Genomic DNA, 14,610 nt, shown 5'->3' with positions numbered 1-14,610 from the left:
GACGTGAACCATCGCTGTGTGCATCGCTGGTCCTTCTCGAGCTGGGGCGGCCCGCTCGATCTGCAGGAAACGCCGCTCGAGCCGCCCTCCGGCCGCGAAGTCACGCTGAGGGTGACCGACTGCGGCATCTGCCATTCCGATCTGCACATCCAGGCAGGCGGCTTCGACATGGGGGGCGGCAAGCTGTCCTCGCTCGAGCGCGCGGGCACCCGGCTGCCGGTCACCATGGGCCACGAGATCGGCGGCGAGGTGGTCGAGATCGGGCCCGAGGTCACCGGAGTGTCCGTCGGCGACCGGGTGATCGCCTACCCCTGGCTGGGCTGCGGCGAGTGCGCGGTCTGCGCCCGCGGCGACGAGCAGCTCTGCACGAAGGTGGCGCGCAACCTGGGCATCCAGCTGCCCGGCGGCTATGCCGACCTGGTCCGCGTGCCGCACGAGCGCTACCTGGTGCCCATCGGCAAGCTCGACCCGGCGCACGCGGCCACCTTCGCCTGCGCCGGGATCACTGCCTGGGGCGCGATCCGCAAGCTCTCGCCGGCCACGGCCGAGGACTGGATCGCGATGGTCGGCTGCGGCGGCGTGGGCATGACCGCGGTGGCGCTGCTGTCGGCCACCTCGCCGGCGAAGATCGTCGCGATCGACCCCGACCCCGCCAAGCGCGAAGCGGCGCTCGCCAACGGCGCGTCGGCCGCCTTCGATCCGACGGCACCCGACGCGCTGAAGACTATCGCCAGGGCCTGCGCGCAGAACATCGCCGGCGCGCTGGATTTCGTGGGCGCGGAGAGCAGCGCCTCGCTGGCCGCCAATCTGGTCCGGCGCAGCGGCGAGGTGGTGATCGTGGGCCTGTTCGGCGGCGAGTTCCGCATTCCGCTGCCGATGTTCCCGCTGAAGTCGCTGACGATCCGCGGCTCCTACGTGGCCGGGCTGCACGACCTGCGCGAGCTGGTGGCGCTGGCGCAGAAGATCGACCTGCCGAAGATTCCGCTCGATCGCCGGCCCCTCGCCACGGTCAACCAGGCGCTGGCCGACCTGGCGGCGGGCAAGGTGGTCGGGCGCGTGGTCCTGCAGCCCTGAACCGTGGCACCGCGACCGCGGCGGGCCGGGCGGCGTCCTGTCGCACCCGGGATCCGTCCATGCCGCCTCAGTCCACGTAGAGCGAGATCGGGTCGAAGCCTTCCAGCGCGAAATCCAGTCGCTCGCCGGGCCGCGGGAACTTGGAAGTGACCAGGCTGCCGAGGATGGCCACGTCGCCGGCCCGCATCGTGAGCCCGCGCCGCGAGACGTGGCTGGCGAGCCAGGCGAGCGCATCGAGCGGATGTCCCATCAGGTCGCGGCCCGAACCGGCGCCGACCTGCTGGCCGTCGATCGCGACGAAGCCGTCGAGCTCGGCCAGGTCCAGGCTGCGCCAGTCGGTGCGGCGCTCGCCGAGAACCGCGCCCTCGTTCCAGGCGTTGTCGGCGACCAGCTGCAGGCCGTGCGCATTCAGCGTCTGGTAATCGGCGCCGCGATCGTCGGCGAGCTCGAAGGCCGGGCGCACCGCGGCCACCGCCTGTGCGACCAGCGCTCGCGAGTAGCCGCCCGCCCGGGGCGGGAGATCCTCGCCGAGTTCGACCGCGAACTCGAACTCCACCAGCAGGCGCCCGTAGGCGGCTGCGCGCGCGTGCGCCGGCGCGCCCACCACCTGTCGCCGATGCAGGCGCCCGGCGACCGGCTCGGCGAGCCCGACGAAGCGCTGCATCGCCGGATTGGACAAGGCGATCTTCCAGCCCATCGGCTCGCCGCACTCGCGCGCCTTCGCTTCGACGAAGGCGTCCTGGATCGCATAGGCCTGTTCGACGCTGGCCGGCGCGCAGTCGCGCGGAAAGCCGGCGAAGGGCTTGCGGCCGCGATGCTGCTCGACCAGCCAGCGGACGGCTCGTTCGATCCGCGCATGCGCGGAATCCTGGGCTTTCAGGGCGCGTGAGGCGCTTCGTATGGTCATCGGCAGGGCTCGAAGGGGAAGGACACGGGAACGAGTACGCCCCGGCAAGCTCGAACGCCGGGACCGCGCCAATGTATCAGCGCGGCACGGACGCCCGCGGCGCCGCGCAGACGGTGGTCGGACAAGGGAAGCGGTAATAGCGGTCGTTCAGCCAGGCGGTGACCGCATCGATGTCGTCGGGCTGCCACGATGCGCGGACCTCCCTCTGCCAGCGTACGACATAGCTGCGGATCTCCTCGTAGGTCCGGGCGCTGCGCTCGGCGCGGCCGTGCACGCTGCGATCGTGGCAGCCGCCGCAGCTCGTTTCGTAGAGCGACTGGCCGCGCGCGAGGTCGCGCTGTCCGCCCCCGCCCTGCGCGCCCGCGGCCTGCGTGACGGCCAGCAAGGCCGCCGCGGCGATCGTCAGCGCGCCCCGGGTGAGCACGCCCCGGATCGGCGCGCCCATGCGCGGTCGGAATCGCACACTGGCTTGCATCGGCGTCTCCATCTGGAATCGAGAACCCGCAGGGTCGGCCCCGGCCGCCTGCGACATCTCCGCATATCGTCGCAGCGATCGCCCCGCTTGCCAATCGCGAGGGCGCTAAACTCGCCGGGTCCGACGCTCCGCCCGTTTCGCTCGCTCCATGACCGCTACCGCCATCCGTTCGCTGCACGCCCGCCAGGTCCTCGATTCGCGAGGCCGCCCCACGGTCGAAGTCGATGTCGTCCTCGAGGACGGCTCGCTCGGCCGCGCCTCGGTGCCCTCGGGCGCCTCCACCGGCGCGGCCGAGGCGCACGAACTGCGCGACCGCGAGCCGGCTCGCTATGCCGGGTTCGGCGTGCGGCGCGCGGTCGCCAACGTCGACGGCGAGATCGCCGGCGCGCTGCGCGGCCTCGACGCCTGCGACCAGCCCGGACTGGACCGGCGGCTCGTCGAGCTCGACGGCACGCCGCAGCTCGAGCGCCTGGGCGCCAACGCGATCCTCGGCGTCTCGCTGGCGGCCTGCCGGGCCGCGGCCGCGTCGCTGCGCCAGCCCCTGTACCGGCGCATCGCGGCGCTCTCGGGCAACGACGCGATCTCGATGCCGATGCCGATGGTCAACATCCTGTCGGGCGGGCTCCACGCCGGCCGCGGGATGGACGTACAGGACTTCCTCGCGATCCCCGCCAGCGCGCGTTCGATCGCCGAGTCGATCGAGATGGTCGCCTCGGTCCGCTCGGCGGCCAGCGATGCGATGGCCCGGCGCGGCCTGCCCACGCTGCTGGCCGACGAGGGCGGACTGAGCCCGGGTCTGCCCACCGGCCACGAAGCGCTCGAGCTGATGGTCGAGTCGATCGCGCGCGCCGGCCTGGCCCCCGGCCGCGACGTCACCATCGCCATCGACGTGGCGGCGACTTCGCTGAAGGGGCCGGCGCCGGGCCGCTACCGCCTTGCACGGGAGGGCCGCGACGCCAGCAGCGCCGAGATGATCGAGATGGTGGCCGACTGGGTGCGTGGCTTCCCGGTGGTCTCGATCGAGGACGCGCTGGACGAGGAGGACTGGCCCGGCTGGCAGACGCTGACCGAGCGGCTGGGCGACGCCGTGCAGCTGGTGGGCGACGACCTGTTCACCACGAATCCGGCCAGGGTGGCGCGCGGCATCGCCGAAGGGGTGGCCAACGGCGTGCTGATCAAGCTGAACCAGAACGGCACCTTGAGCGGCACGCTGGGCGTGATCCGCCGCGCCCGCGAGGCGGGCTACGCGCCGGTCGTCTCGGCCCGCTCCGGCGAGACCGAGGACCCGTTCATCGCCGACCTCGCGGTGGGCACTGGCGCCGGCCAGATCAAGATCGGATCGGTGCGCTGCGGCGAGCGCCTCGCCAAGTACAACCAGCTCCTGCGCATCGAGGAGGAAAGCGGCGCCCCCTTCTCCGGCACCTCGGCGCTGGCCGGCCGGCGATGAGCAGGGACGCCGCGGCGGGCCCGCTGTCCGCGACGAGCGATCCGGCGATCTCGGCCGACGTGCGGGCCCTGATCACGGGCTTCCTGGTCCGACATGGCCTGGCGGCGGCGGGCGACGCGGTTCGCTGCCTGCCGCTCGAAGGCGGCGTTTCTTCGGACATCTGGCGGGTCGACACCGACCTCGGCACGGTCTGCGTGAAGCGCGCGCTGCCGAAACTCAGGGTCGCCGCCGACTGGCGCGCGCCGACCTCGCGCAACGCCTACGAATGGGCCTGGCTGAAGTTCGCGGCCCGGCAGGCGCCGCAGTCGGTGCCGACGCCGCTCGCGCACGACCCCGGGGCCGGACTGTTCGCGATGGCCTGGCTCGACCCCGGACCGCACCCCGTCTGGAAACGCCAGCTGCTCGACGGCCAGGTCGAGCCGGAAACCGCCCGGGCGGTCGGCGAGATCCTCGGCCGCATCCACTTCGCGAGCGCCCACGACCCGGCGCTGGCCGCCGCATTTCCCACGCTCGCGAACTTCCACGCGCTGCGGCTCGAGCCCTACCTGCTGGCGACCGCCACTCGGCACCCCGATCTCGCGGCGCGCCTGAACGCCCTGGTCGAGCGCACCGGCTCGGCGCAGATCGCGCTGGTCCACGGCGACGTCAGCCCGAAGAACATCCTGGCAGGCCCCGACGGACCGATCCTGCTCGATGCCGAATGCGCCTGGTACGGCGATCCGGCCTTCGACATCGCCTTCTGCCTGAACCACCTCCTGCTCAAGGCGTTGGTCCGCCCGGAGCGGCGCGGGGAGCTGCTCGCGAGCTTCGAGGCCTTCGCGCAGGCTTACTTCACGGAAGGCCGGTTCGAGCCACGCGCCGGGCTGGAGGGTCGCGCCGCAGCGCTGCTGCCGGCGCTGATGCTGGCTCGCGTCGACGGCAAGTCGCCGGTCGAATACCTGCGCGACGAAACCTCGCGCGACACCGTCCGGCGTTTCGCCGGTCCGCGCATCGCGAGCGCGCCCCGCACCCTCGGCGAAATCGCACGCGACTGGCTCACGGCACGCGGGGAGCCCGCCGCCGAGCCCGGCACGCCCCGATGAACGAAGCCGACGCCCGCGCCACCCTGCTCGTGCGAGCCTGGGAGACCGCGCCGACCGGCTCGGTGCCCTGGAGCGACGAGGACCGCGCCTGGGCCAGTCGCGCCGCCGCCCGGGCCGAAGGCGAGCAGGCGCCCCCCGAGGCCTACATCGCCGCCCGGGCCCGCCTTGCCCTCGGCCGGATCGCCGAACGCGAGCCGGCGGCTCCGCGGGCCCTGCGCGCGCTGCGATGGCGGCCGTGGATCGCCTGGGCGCTGGCGGCGATCTCGCTCGTCCTCGGCCTGGCCACCGATGCCTTCGGCGCATCCAGGGAGGTCAACCTGCTGGCGCCGCCGCTGCTCGCCCTGATGGTCTGGAATCTCGCGGTCTATGTCGCAAGCCTGTTCCGGCGCGTCGCCGGCCGCAGCGTCGCCGGCCCCCTGGTCCGCCTGGCCGCGCCGCTGCCGGGGCGGCTCGCGCGCCTCGGCGCGCCGGCCCTCGGTTCGCAGGGGGCCGGCAAGGGCGCCGCTTCGGCGCTCGCGCGTTTCGCCGGAGAATGGACGCGCGCGAGCGGCCGGCTACAGGCCGGACGCGTCGCGCGCACGCTTCACTTGTCCGCGATCGCCTTCGCGCTCGGCGCGCTGGCCGGCATGTACCTGCGAGGCCTGGCCTTCGAGTACCGGGCCGGGTGGGAGAGCACCTTCCTCGACGCCGAACAGGTGCGCGCGATCCTCGGCGTCGTGCTGGGGCCCGCGTCGGCGCTCACCGGCATCGGGCTGCCGGATGCCGCCGCCCTGCAGGCGATGCGCCTTCCGGGGCCGGGCGCCGAGGCCGCGCCCTGGGTCCACCTGTATGCACTGACCGCGACCCTGGTCGTCGTGCTGCCGCGCCTGGCGCTGGCCGCGCGCGAGCTCGCGATCGAGCGGCGGCTGGCCGCCCGCTTCCCGCTGCCACTGGACGAACCCTACTTCTCGACCCTGGCCCGCTCGCATCGCGGCGAGGCGACGACCGTCCTGGTGCTGCCCTGCAACCACCGGCCCTCGCCCGCCGCCCGGCAGGCCCTGTGCGAGCTCGCCTCCCGGCTGTTCGGTCCGGCCACGCGGATCGAGCTGCTCGACGCGGTCGCGTACGGCGACGAGGAGCAGGCGGGCGCGAGGCTGCGCGCGGCGATCGAGCGCCCGGGCGCGTCCGGCCCGGCGCCGGGAACCACGGCCGCGGTCTTCGCCCTGGTGTCGGCCATCGCCACGCCGGAGCCCGAGACCCACGGCGCTTTCGTGGATTCGATGGCGGCCGCGCGGCCGGCTGGCGTCCCGCTGGTGGCGCTGGTCGACGAGTCGGCCTTCGTGGCCCGCTTCGGCGACGATCCGACCGCCTCGCGGCGCCGCGAGGAGCGGCGCGCGGCCTGGCGGCGCATGCTGGCCGCGCAGGGACACGCCACGGCCTTCGTCGACCTGGAGCGCGCCGAACCGGGGGCCGCGGAGCGCGAGCTGGGCGAGGCCCTGGCGCTCGCGGCCCGCTCCCCGAGCCCGGCGCCCGCAGCCCGATGAGCGCACCACGATGACCGCAGCACGATGACCGACGACGGCGCCCGCACGATTTCGCTGAGCCTGATCTCCCACACCAACGTGGGCAAGACCACGCTGGCCCGTACCTTGCTCGGACGCGACGTCGGCGAGGTCCGCGACGAGGCCCATGTCACCGATTCGGCCGACGAGCACACGCTGGTCGAGACGCCTCGGGGCGACCGGCTCTGGCTCTGGGACACGCCGGGATTCGGCGACAGCGCGCGGCTGGCGAAGCGGCTCGAGGCCTCCGGCGATCCGATCGGCTGGTTCCTGTCCACGGTCTGGGACCGCTTCCGCGACCGCGCGCTGTGGTCGAGCCAGCAAGCCGTGCGCAACGTGCGCGAGCGCGCGGACATCGTGCTGTACCTGGTCAACGCCTCGGAGACTCCCGACGAGGCCGGCTACGTGGCGCACGAGATGCGCGTGCTCGACTGGATCGGCAAGCCGGTCGTGGTGATCCTGAACCAGCTCGGCAAGCCTCGCCCGGCCGCCGACGAAGCCGCCGAGATCGAGCGCTGGCGACGCGAGCTTGCGGGCGCGAAGCAGGTGCGCGCGGTGCTGCCGCTCGACGCCTTCGCCCGCTGCTGGGTGCAGGAAGCCACGCTGCTGCGAACGCTCGCCCCGCTGCTTCCCGACGAGGCGCGTGCGGCCTTCGCCCGGCTGGTCGAGGCCTGGAACGCGCGGCGCCGCGATACCTTCGACGCCTCGATCGCGGTGCTGGTCGACCGGCTCGCGCGGGCCGCCGCCGACCGGGAAACGCTTGCCGACGACGGGCTGCTGGGCCTGCTGCGCACCGCGCCCTCGCCGGGGCGCCGCGCCGCGATGCGCGCGCTGGCCGACCGGCTCGATGCCGACATCCGCACCGGCACCGATCGGCTGATCGCGCTGCACGGGCTGAGGGGCCAGGCCGGCGCCGAGGTGCTGGCCCGGCTGGCCGAGCACTACGTGGTGCGCGAGCCGCTCAGCGAGCGCAAGGCCGCCGTGGTCGGCGGCGCGGTCTCGGGCGCGCTGGCCGGCCTGAAGGCCGATCTGGCCACCGGCGGCCTGAGCTTCGGCGCGGGCCTGCTCGCCGGCGGCGTGATCGGCGCGCTGGGCGCCTTCGGCATCGCGCGCGGCTACAACGTGGTGCGCGGCGCGAAGTCCTCGTCGGTCGCCTGGTCGAACGCCATGCTGAACGAGCTGGCGATCACCGCCCTGCTCGGCTACCTGGCGGTGGCCCACTACGGCCGCGGCCGCGGCGACTGGACACCCTCCGAACACCCGCCGCACTGGCGAGCGGTGGTGGAAGACCTGGTGCGCGAGCGCAAGGACGGCTTCGAGCACGCCTGGACGCTGCGCGACGAGACGGATGCGCAGGCCGCAGTGGCCGCGGCCCTCGATCCACTGCTTGGCGACACCGCGCTGGCGGTCCTGGACACGCTCTACCCGGGCAGCCTGGCCGCCCGACGAGGAGAAGCGGCGCGGCCTACCCGATGAGCTTGAGCCCCACGATGCCGGCCAGGATCAGGCCGATGCAGACCAGCCGCGCGGCCGTGGCCGGATCGCCGAACAGCAGGATGCCCAGCGCGGCGGTTCCGATCGTCCCGATGCCGGTCCACACCGCGTAGGCGGTGCCCAGCGGCAGCGTCTTCAGCGAGAGCCCGAGGAGCAGCACGCTGATCGCCATCGCGCCGAGCGTGAGCGCACTGGCCAGCGGTCGCGTGAAACCTTCCGTGTACTTCAGCCCCACCGCCCAGCCGATCTCGAACAACCCTGCCGCGAACAGCACCCACCACGCCATCGATTCCTCCTGAAACGAACGCGTAAGATTGCACGATGACGGACGCAAGTCGAGATCCCCTGCTCACGCCCGAGGCGTCGCAGATCGAGTTCACCGCGATCCGCGCGCAAGGCCCCGGCGGGCAGAACGTCAACAAGGTGTCGAACGCGATCCAGCTGCGCTTCGACATCCGCGCCTCCTCGCTGCCCGACGCGGTCAAGGAGCGCTTGCTCGGCCTGTCCGACCACCGGATCACCGGCGATGGCGTGGTGGTGATCAAGGCGCAGCGCTACCGCAGCCTCGAGAAGAACCGCGACGACGCGCTGGCCCGGCTTCACGCGCTGATCGACGCCGCCTCGCGGGTGATGCCCGAGCGCCTGCCCACCCGTCCCACCCGCGCCTCGCAGCGCAGGCGCGTCGACGAGAAAGTGCAACGGGGCCGGATCAAGGCGATGCGCGGCCGCGTCGCGGACTGAAGGCGCGCGGCGCGCGACAGCGGACGATTGCCGCGGCATTCCGACCGCGCCGGATTGCTACACTCGGGCCTCGCCCTCCCCTCACGGAACCCTCACGCATGAGGCTCGAACAAAAGGTCCGGCAAGGCCGACTCGACATGGCCGCCGCGCTGCGCTGGGCCGCCCGCTGCGGCCTCAACGAAGGGGTCTGCAACCACTTCAGCCTCGAGATCGACAGCGGCCGCTACCTGATCAACCCGCAGGGCCTGCACTGGAGCGAAGTCTGCGCGGGCGACATCCTGCTGATCGATGGCGACGGCCAGTTGCTCGACGGCAAGCACCCCCTCGAACCCACCGCCTTCTTCATCCACAGCTGGATCCACCGGATGAACCCGCACGCGAAATGCGTGCTGCACACCCACATGCCCCACGCGACCGCGCTCACGCTGGTCGAGGGCGGGCGCCTGCTGATGGCGGGCCAGAACGCGCTGCGCTTCCACGGACGCGTGGCCTACGACGACCGCTACGAAGGCCTGGCGCTCGACGACGACGAGGGCAGGCGGATCGCCGCGCAACTGGCCGGCAAGACCGTGATGTTCATGGCCAGCCACGGCGTGACGGTCGTGGGCGCGAACATGGCCTGGGCTTTCGACGACCTCTACTACCTCGAACGCGCCTGCATGCACCAGGTGCTGGCCACCCAGGCGGCCGCCGGCAAGGCCTTGCGCATCGTCGACGACGCGCTCGCGGCGCGGGTGGCCGAGCAGGTCGACGGCGAGCGCCAGCAGAGCGACATGTACTTCGCATCGATCAAGCGGATGCTCGACCGCGAGGAACCGGGCTGGTCGACCTTCTAGGCCCGGAGGCGGTTCAGTACCAGTCGTTCAGCATCACGCCGAAGCCGATCCGCTGCAGGCGCGTGCGGTAGTCGATCAGGCTCTCGCCGTAGCCGTCGAAGAACTGCACGTACCAGCGCAGCTGCGGGCTGAAGCCTGTGGGCCGGCTCCAGTCGAGCTGGACCGCCCCCTTGCCGCCCTCGCGCAGCCCGCGGCGCGCCGTGAGCGTCCAGCGCTGCTGGCCGGCGGCGTAACCCAGGCGCAGTTCGCCGTCGCCGGCGTAGCGCTGGATGTCCGGATTGTCGTCGCCGTCCGGCGATTCCGGAGAGGGCTTCGCGTCTTCGGGAATCCGCCACCAGGGCCGCAGGGACAACCACCAGCCGTCGGGCCGGTCCAGCGTGAGTTCGGCGAAGAGCCGGTTCCAGCTGCGCGAGAGCTCGCCCGAGCGGCCGTTCGACTGGTGCACGAAACCCGCGCTGGCAACGCGCGGCGTCCAGCCGAGGAAGGTGCCCAGCGCGGGCCGCCATGCGGCGAAGACCTCGGGCTCGTGGCTGTACTCGCGAAACGGCGACGAGCGTTCGTCGTTGTAGGCCTGCCACCAGGCCTGGCCGGTGTAGGCGAAGAAGAGCCCTGCCCGCCCCTCGAACAGCGGCGGCGTCAGTGGAAGCTTGAAGCTGACCTGGAACTTCACCTCGTTGCGCTGGATGTCGCCGCCGCCCGACCCCGGGGCGCCGCTGGCATGCGCGAAAGGCAACAGGTAGTTGGGTCGATGCGGCAGCAACGCGAAGCGCTCGTCCCACAGCCGGGATTCGCTCACGATGCGGCGCTCCGCCGGCGAACTGCTCAACTCGGGCGCCGGCCGCGCGACCGCCAGCGGCGGAATGGATGCGGGCGCCTGCGGATCGAACACCTGCGGATCGGACGCCGCGACGCCCTCGCAGGCTCGCCTGATCTCGTCGACCGTGACGCCGGGCGCCGCCGCCTGCAGCCGATCGAGCAGGCAGCGCTCCAGCGCCGAGGGCGCCTGGCCGAGCGCGGAACCGGCCGCTGTCAGCATGCCGAGCGCGCAGGCCAGGCAGACGCCCGCCGTCCGGGCATCGGCCCAGACCATGTTCCGATGACTCGCCATGCCCCGAATTGTGCCGGATCTGCGCCCGTGCATCATCCGACTGCAGCCGCCAACGCAGCCCCGGCTCAGCGCGCGCCGGAGAGCATCTCGCGCTCCATCAGCAGGAAGGTGTTGTACGCGTTGCGCCGGTTGGCGTCGTCGAAGGCCGGCAGCCCGCTGAAGCGCGACCAGTCGGTGCGCGCGTAGGCTTCGTCGAAGGTGAGGAACTCGTCCACCGCGCGGCCCATCGTCTCGCGCAGGTAGCGCAGGTAGTCGCGGGTCAGCGCGATGTCGGCGCCGGCATCGCGCGAGGCCGGACCGTGTCCGGTGACCACGAAGCGCGGGGTGCGCTGCGCGAGGCTGTCCAGCGCGGCGAGCCAGGCGCGGCTGTCGGCGTCGCCCACGAAGGGCACCCGGCCGGCGAAGATCAGGTCGCCGGCGAACAGTACCCCCTCGTCCTCGACCAGCATCATCAGATCCTCGGCGGTGTGCGCGGGGCCGGCCGGGAACAGGCGGAAGCGCACCCCGCCCAGCTCGAACGAAGCCTCGCCCTCGATGTAGCGATCGGGCGGCACGATTCGCGCGGACATCGTGACCCAGGGCGCCAGCGACTGTCGGCGCTCCGCGAGCCGCTCGACAGGCGCGTCGCTCGCGAGGTAGTCGCGAACCTTCGCGTGCGCCCAGATCTCGGCGCCGGCTTCCTTGAAGGCCTGCAGGCCATAGAAGTGATCGGAGTGGTAGTGGCTGACCACCACCCGCGTGACAGGCTTGTCGGTGATCCTCCTGATCTCCGCGAGCAGGGCCGCGCCCAGCGCCGGTGTGCCGAGCGCGTCGAAGACGACCACGCCGTCGTCGGTGACGACGAAGCCCGCGTTGGCGTTGAAGCCCTGGTTCTCGAGGGACACGGCGCCCTGCAGGCCCTCGACCCACCAGACGCGGCCGGTCAGCTGCTGCGGCCGCAGCTTCACGGTGACTGGGGCCATGTCCGGCGCGACGGCCGCCGACGAGGCGGTCGCCGAGGCCGGAACCGACAGGATGGCGGACGCGGCGAGCGCTCCGATGAGCGCGATGCCTGCCGCGAGGGCCCGCGCCGCGCAGGAGAGCCTGGTCATCACATCTCGATGTCGATGAGGATCGCGTCGATGCCGGCCTTCGCGCAGGCGTCGTCGGCTTCGCCGCCCGGGGCGCCCGAGACGCCGATCGCGCCGACCGTGGAGCCGGCGGCCTCGATCGGCAGGCCGCCGCCGATCGCCATGACCCGCGGCGTGTTGCGGATGCCGCTCATCGCCTTGCCCGCCTGCGTCTCGTTGCCGAGATCGGTCGTGGGGATCCGGAACGATGCCGCGGTCCAGGCCTTGTCGACGGCCACGCTCACCGTGTGCGCGCCGGCGAAGCGGTCGCGCAGGAACACCTGCGGCACGCCGGCGCGATCGACCACCGCCACGCCGACCTGGTAGCCGGCCTTGCGGCAGGAGTCCAGCGCGGCCTGGGCCGCCTTGGTGGCGGTTTCCAGCGTGAGGCTGCGGGTGGCGAACAGGCCCTGCGCGGCCGCGCCCTGCGGCAGCACGACGGCCGCCAGGCCGAAGGCCAGGGAGGCGACCGCGATCGCCGATCCGCGGGAATGAGACGACTTCATCGATGCCATGTGCGGCCTCCGTTCAGATCAGTTGCGCGAATTCGGCGATGTCCTCCGGGAAGAGCTCCCCGATCTCGAGCTTCGCCAGCTTGCCGTTTCGATCGACGACCCAGACGATGGGCAGGCCCTTCGGTCGCCCGATCGCGGCCCGCCAGGCCTCGTCGAACATCGCCACGTGGAACTGGTAGCCACGCGCGTCGATGTACTTCTTCACCGCGTCGGGGTCGCGGTCGATCGACAGGCCGATCACCTCGAGGCCTCGCTCGCGGTTGGCCCGGTGCAGCTTGTCCAGGTACGGGTTCTGCCGGGCGCAGAATGGGCACCAGGTCGCCCACAGCTCGATGACGACGACCTTGCCTCTCCAGTGCGAGGCGGGCAGCTCGGTGCCATCGAGCAGCCGGGCAGCGGGCAGCGAAACCGGGCTGCCGATCGCCGGCGCGGCCGGTGCCGCGAGCACCGGCGCCGAAGGCCAGGCGCCCGCCAGCACGCCGGCCGACAGCCCCCCGAACAGCCCCAGGCAGTCGCGGCGCTTCATCGCCTCAGGCCATGCCGGGATTGCCGTCCATGCCGACCAGGCGCGGCAGGTTGGCCTTGCGCGGCGACACGGTCTTGTTCGCCTTCAGCCAGGTCTCGACGACCTCCCAGATCGGCTCGCCCTTGGCGCCTTCTGCGACGGGCGCCCAGCCGGCGACCTTGTAGGTCTTCTTCGCGTCGATCGGCTTGCCGTTCAGGCGCATGTCGACGATCCGCTTGCCCATGTCGGCCATCGGGTCGCAGGTGTACTCGAGGCCGCCCACGCGGACCATGTCGCCGCCTTGCTGGTAGTACGGGTCGGGGTTGAACAGGTTGTCGCAGACGTCCTCGAGCACCGTCTTGATCATCTCGCCCGACATGTCGGTGAGCGTGGTGTACGGGTAGGTGATGGCGGTCTGGTCCATCACGTGCTCGCGGGTGATCGCCTGCCCGCCCAGGATGGAGGTGCCCCAGCGGAAACCCGGCGAGAACCCGATCTCCGCGCCCTTGACCTCCATCATCGCGTCGAGGATCAGCTGGTCGAAGGTGCCGTTGAAGTTGCCGCGCCGGTACAGCAGGCCCTCGGTGATCGCGAGGGTCTCCTCGAGCCTGGCCTTGAAGGGGCTGCGCACCTTGTCGATGTAGGCCTGCATCGCCTTGTCGGCCGGCAGCAGGTTCGAGAAGACCGGCAGCAGGCGATAGCGGAAGTCCGCCACCTTGCCGTTCTTCACGTCGAAATCGAGCACGCCCAGGAACTTGCCGTTCGAGCCGGCGTTGCTGACCAGCGTGGTGCCCTTGGCGTTCCTGACCATCACCGGCTGCGGCACGCCGTCGTGGGTGTGACCGCCCATGATCGCGTCCACGCCGCTGACGCGCGAGGCCATCTTGATGTCGACGTCCATGCCGTTGTGCGACAGCACGACCACCACCTGCGCGCCCTTGCCGCGGACCTCGTCGACGACCTTCTGCAGGTCCTCGTCGCGGATGCCGAAGCTCCAGTTGGCCACCATGTAGCGGGGGTTGGCGATCGGGGTGTACGGGAAGGCCTGCCCGATGATGGCCACCGGCACGCCGTTGATCTGCTTGATCACGTGCGAGGGAAAGACCGGATCCTCGAAGTCGGTCGTGCGCACGTTCTGCGCCACGAAGTCGATGTGGCCCTTCAGGTCCTTCTCGATGATTTCCTGGACGCGCTTCTCGCCGTAGGTGAACTCCCAGTGCGCGGTCATCACGTCCACGCCCAGCAGCTTGCAGGCGTCGACCATGTCCTGCGCGTTGGTCCACAGCGCGGTGGCCGAGCCTTGCCAGGTGTCGCCGCCGTCGAGCAGCAGCGCGCCCGGCCGCGAAGCCTTCATGCGCTTGACCAGCGTGGACAGGTGGGCGAAGCCGCCCACCTTTCCGTAGGTGCGGGCCGCGGCCTCGAAGTCCAGGTAGGTGAAGGCGTGCGCCTCGGCCGTGCCCGGCTTGACGCCGAAAGCCTTCAGCAGGTGCTCGCCCACCAGGTGCGGCGCGCGGCCGCGCGCGTCGCCCAGGCCGATGTTGACGCTGGGTTCGCGGAAGTGGATCGGCAGCAGCTGCGCGTGGCAGTCGGTGAAGTGCAGCAGGCTGACGTTGCCGAACTTCGGGATGTCGTACAGCGCTTCGGCCCCGGCGTCGCTCGATGCGAAGGCCGGCAGCGACATGCCCGCGGCCGACGCGGTAGCGAGGATCTGGAGGAATTCTCTTCTGTTCAGCATCGTGTCGGTCGCGGAGGTGTTTCGGGCGCTGCGGGGCGTTG

The 14,610-nt window shown here is 72.0% G+C and carries 15 protein-coding genes; 7 read left to right on the top strand and 8 right to left on the bottom strand.

Annotation, left to right across the window (positions count from 1 at the left end):
• Positions 1-3: 3 nt before the first annotated feature.
• The gene (locus tag FHP08_RS16305) at positions 4-1,074 is read left to right on the top strand and encodes an alcohol dehydrogenase (RefSeq protein ID WP_147705547.1); all 1,071 of its coding nucleotides are present in this window, start codon (positions 4-6) and stop codon (positions 1,072-1,074) included.
• A 67-nt stretch (positions 1,075-1,141) separates the two neighbouring features.
• On the opposite strand, the gene FHP08_RS16300 is transcribed toward FHP08_RS16305, so the two are convergent.
• Together FHP08_RS16300 and FHP08_RS16295 are read right to left on the bottom strand one after the other, a co-directional pair.
• The gene (locus tag FHP08_RS16300; protein ID WP_147705546.1) at positions 1,142-1,981 is read right to left on the bottom strand and encodes a 2-keto-4-pentenoate hydratase; all 840 of its coding nucleotides are present in this window, start codon (positions 1,979-1,981) and stop codon (positions 1,142-1,144) included.
• A gap of 76 nt (positions 1,982-2,057) precedes the next feature.
• Entirely contained in the window at positions 2,058-2,456 is a 399-nt protein-coding gene (locus FHP08_RS16295; RefSeq protein ID WP_147705545.1) for a cytochrome c, read from the bottom strand.
• A gap of 148 nt (positions 2,457-2,604) precedes the next feature.
• Between FHP08_RS16295 and eno the strand changes: the two genes are divergently transcribed.
• The 4 genes from eno to FHP08_RS16275 are packed head-to-tail and all read left to right on the top strand — an operon-like array spanning position 2,605 to position 8,002.
• Positions 2,605-3,903 (top strand): phosphopyruvate hydratase, encoded by a 1,299-nt coding sequence (eno, locus tag FHP08_RS16290; protein ID WP_147705544.1) that lies wholly within the window; start codon positions 2,605-2,607, stop codon positions 3,901-3,903.
• The gene (locus tag FHP08_RS16285; protein ID WP_222707917.1) at positions 3,900-4,985 is read left to right on the top strand and encodes a phosphotransferase family protein; all 1,086 of its coding nucleotides are present in this window, start codon (positions 3,900-3,902) and stop codon (positions 4,983-4,985) included. The genes eno and FHP08_RS16285 overlap by 4 nt, the downstream gene beginning before the upstream one ends.
• On the top strand, positions 4,982-6,508 hold the full coding sequence (locus tag FHP08_RS16280; protein ID WP_147705543.1) for a DUF2868 domain-containing protein: 1,527 nt from the start codon (positions 4,982-4,984) through the stop codon (positions 6,506-6,508). Before FHP08_RS16285 ends, FHP08_RS16280 begins: the two co-directional genes overlap by 4 nt.
• Before the next feature lie 24 nt (positions 6,509-6,532).
• Positions 6,533-8,002: a DUF3482 domain-containing protein gene (locus tag FHP08_RS16275; RefSeq protein ID WP_147705542.1), complete on the top strand. Its 1,470-nt coding sequence runs from the start codon at positions 6,533-6,535 to the stop codon at positions 8,000-8,002.
• On the opposite strand, the gene sugE is transcribed toward FHP08_RS16275, so the two are convergent.
• Positions 7,992-8,306 carry a quaternary ammonium compound efflux SMR transporter SugE gene (gene sugE, locus FHP08_RS16270; RefSeq protein WP_147705541.1) on the bottom strand — a complete coding sequence of 105 codons (315 nt, stop codon included), beginning with the start codon at positions 8,304-8,306 and terminating at the stop codon, positions 7,992-7,994. The two genes, FHP08_RS16275 and sugE, sit on opposite strands and share 11 nt — an antisense overlap.
• A 35-nt stretch (positions 8,307-8,341) precedes the next feature.
• Here sugE and arfB point away from each other — a divergent pair, with 35 nt between their 5' ends.
• Entirely contained in the window at positions 8,342-8,761 is a 420-nt protein-coding gene (gene arfB, locus FHP08_RS16265) for an alternative ribosome rescue aminoacyl-tRNA hydrolase ArfB (protein ID WP_147705540.1), read from the top strand.
• A gap of 98 nt (positions 8,762-8,859) precedes the next feature.
• Complete coding sequence (locus tag FHP08_RS16260) at positions 8,860-9,597, top strand: aldolase (RefSeq protein ID WP_147705539.1); 738 nt, start codon at positions 8,860-8,862, stop codon at positions 9,595-9,597.
• 13 nt (positions 9,598-9,610) lie between these two features.
• Here the strand turns inward: FHP08_RS16260 and FHP08_RS16255 are convergent, their stop codons facing one another.
• The 5 genes from FHP08_RS16255 to soxB all read right to left on the bottom strand — a co-directional run bounded on the left by FHP08_RS16255 (position 9,611) and on the right by soxB (position 14,569).
• On the bottom strand, positions 9,611-10,705 hold the full coding sequence (locus tag FHP08_RS16255; protein ID WP_147705538.1) for a phospholipase A: 1,095 nt from the start codon (positions 10,703-10,705) through the stop codon (positions 9,611-9,613).
• A gap of 65 nt (positions 10,706-10,770) precedes the next feature.
• Positions 10,771-11,796: an MBL fold metallo-hydrolase gene (locus FHP08_RS16250; protein ID WP_147705537.1), complete on the bottom strand. Its 1,026-nt coding sequence runs from the start codon at positions 11,794-11,796 to the stop codon at positions 10,771-10,773.
• Positions 11,796-12,329: a GlcG/HbpS family heme-binding protein gene (locus FHP08_RS16245; RefSeq protein WP_225879170.1), complete on the bottom strand. Its 534-nt coding sequence runs from the start codon at positions 12,327-12,329 to the stop codon at positions 11,796-11,798. The genes FHP08_RS16250 and FHP08_RS16245 overlap by 1 nt, the downstream gene beginning before the upstream one ends.
• A gap of 13 nt (positions 12,330-12,342) precedes the next feature.
• Positions 12,343-12,855 (bottom strand): TlpA family protein disulfide reductase, encoded by a 513-nt coding sequence (locus FHP08_RS16240; RefSeq protein ID WP_147705536.1) that lies wholly within the window; start codon positions 12,853-12,855, stop codon positions 12,343-12,345.
• A gap of 4 nt (positions 12,856-12,859) precedes the next feature.
• Positions 12,860-14,569: a thiosulfohydrolase SoxB gene (gene soxB / locus FHP08_RS16235; protein ID WP_147705535.1), complete on the bottom strand. Its 1,710-nt coding sequence runs from the start codon at positions 14,567-14,569 to the stop codon at positions 12,860-12,862.
• Between the last annotated feature and the right edge of the window lie 41 nt (positions 14,570-14,610).

This window comes from Zeimonas arvi (assembly GCF_008039575.1).
Taxonomy (GTDB): domain Bacteria; phylum Pseudomonadota; class Gammaproteobacteria; order Burkholderiales; family Burkholderiaceae_E; genus Zeimonas; species Zeimonas arvi.
Note: the sequence above shows the minus strand (reverse complement) of the source record. Positions and strands in the feature narration are given on the sequence as shown.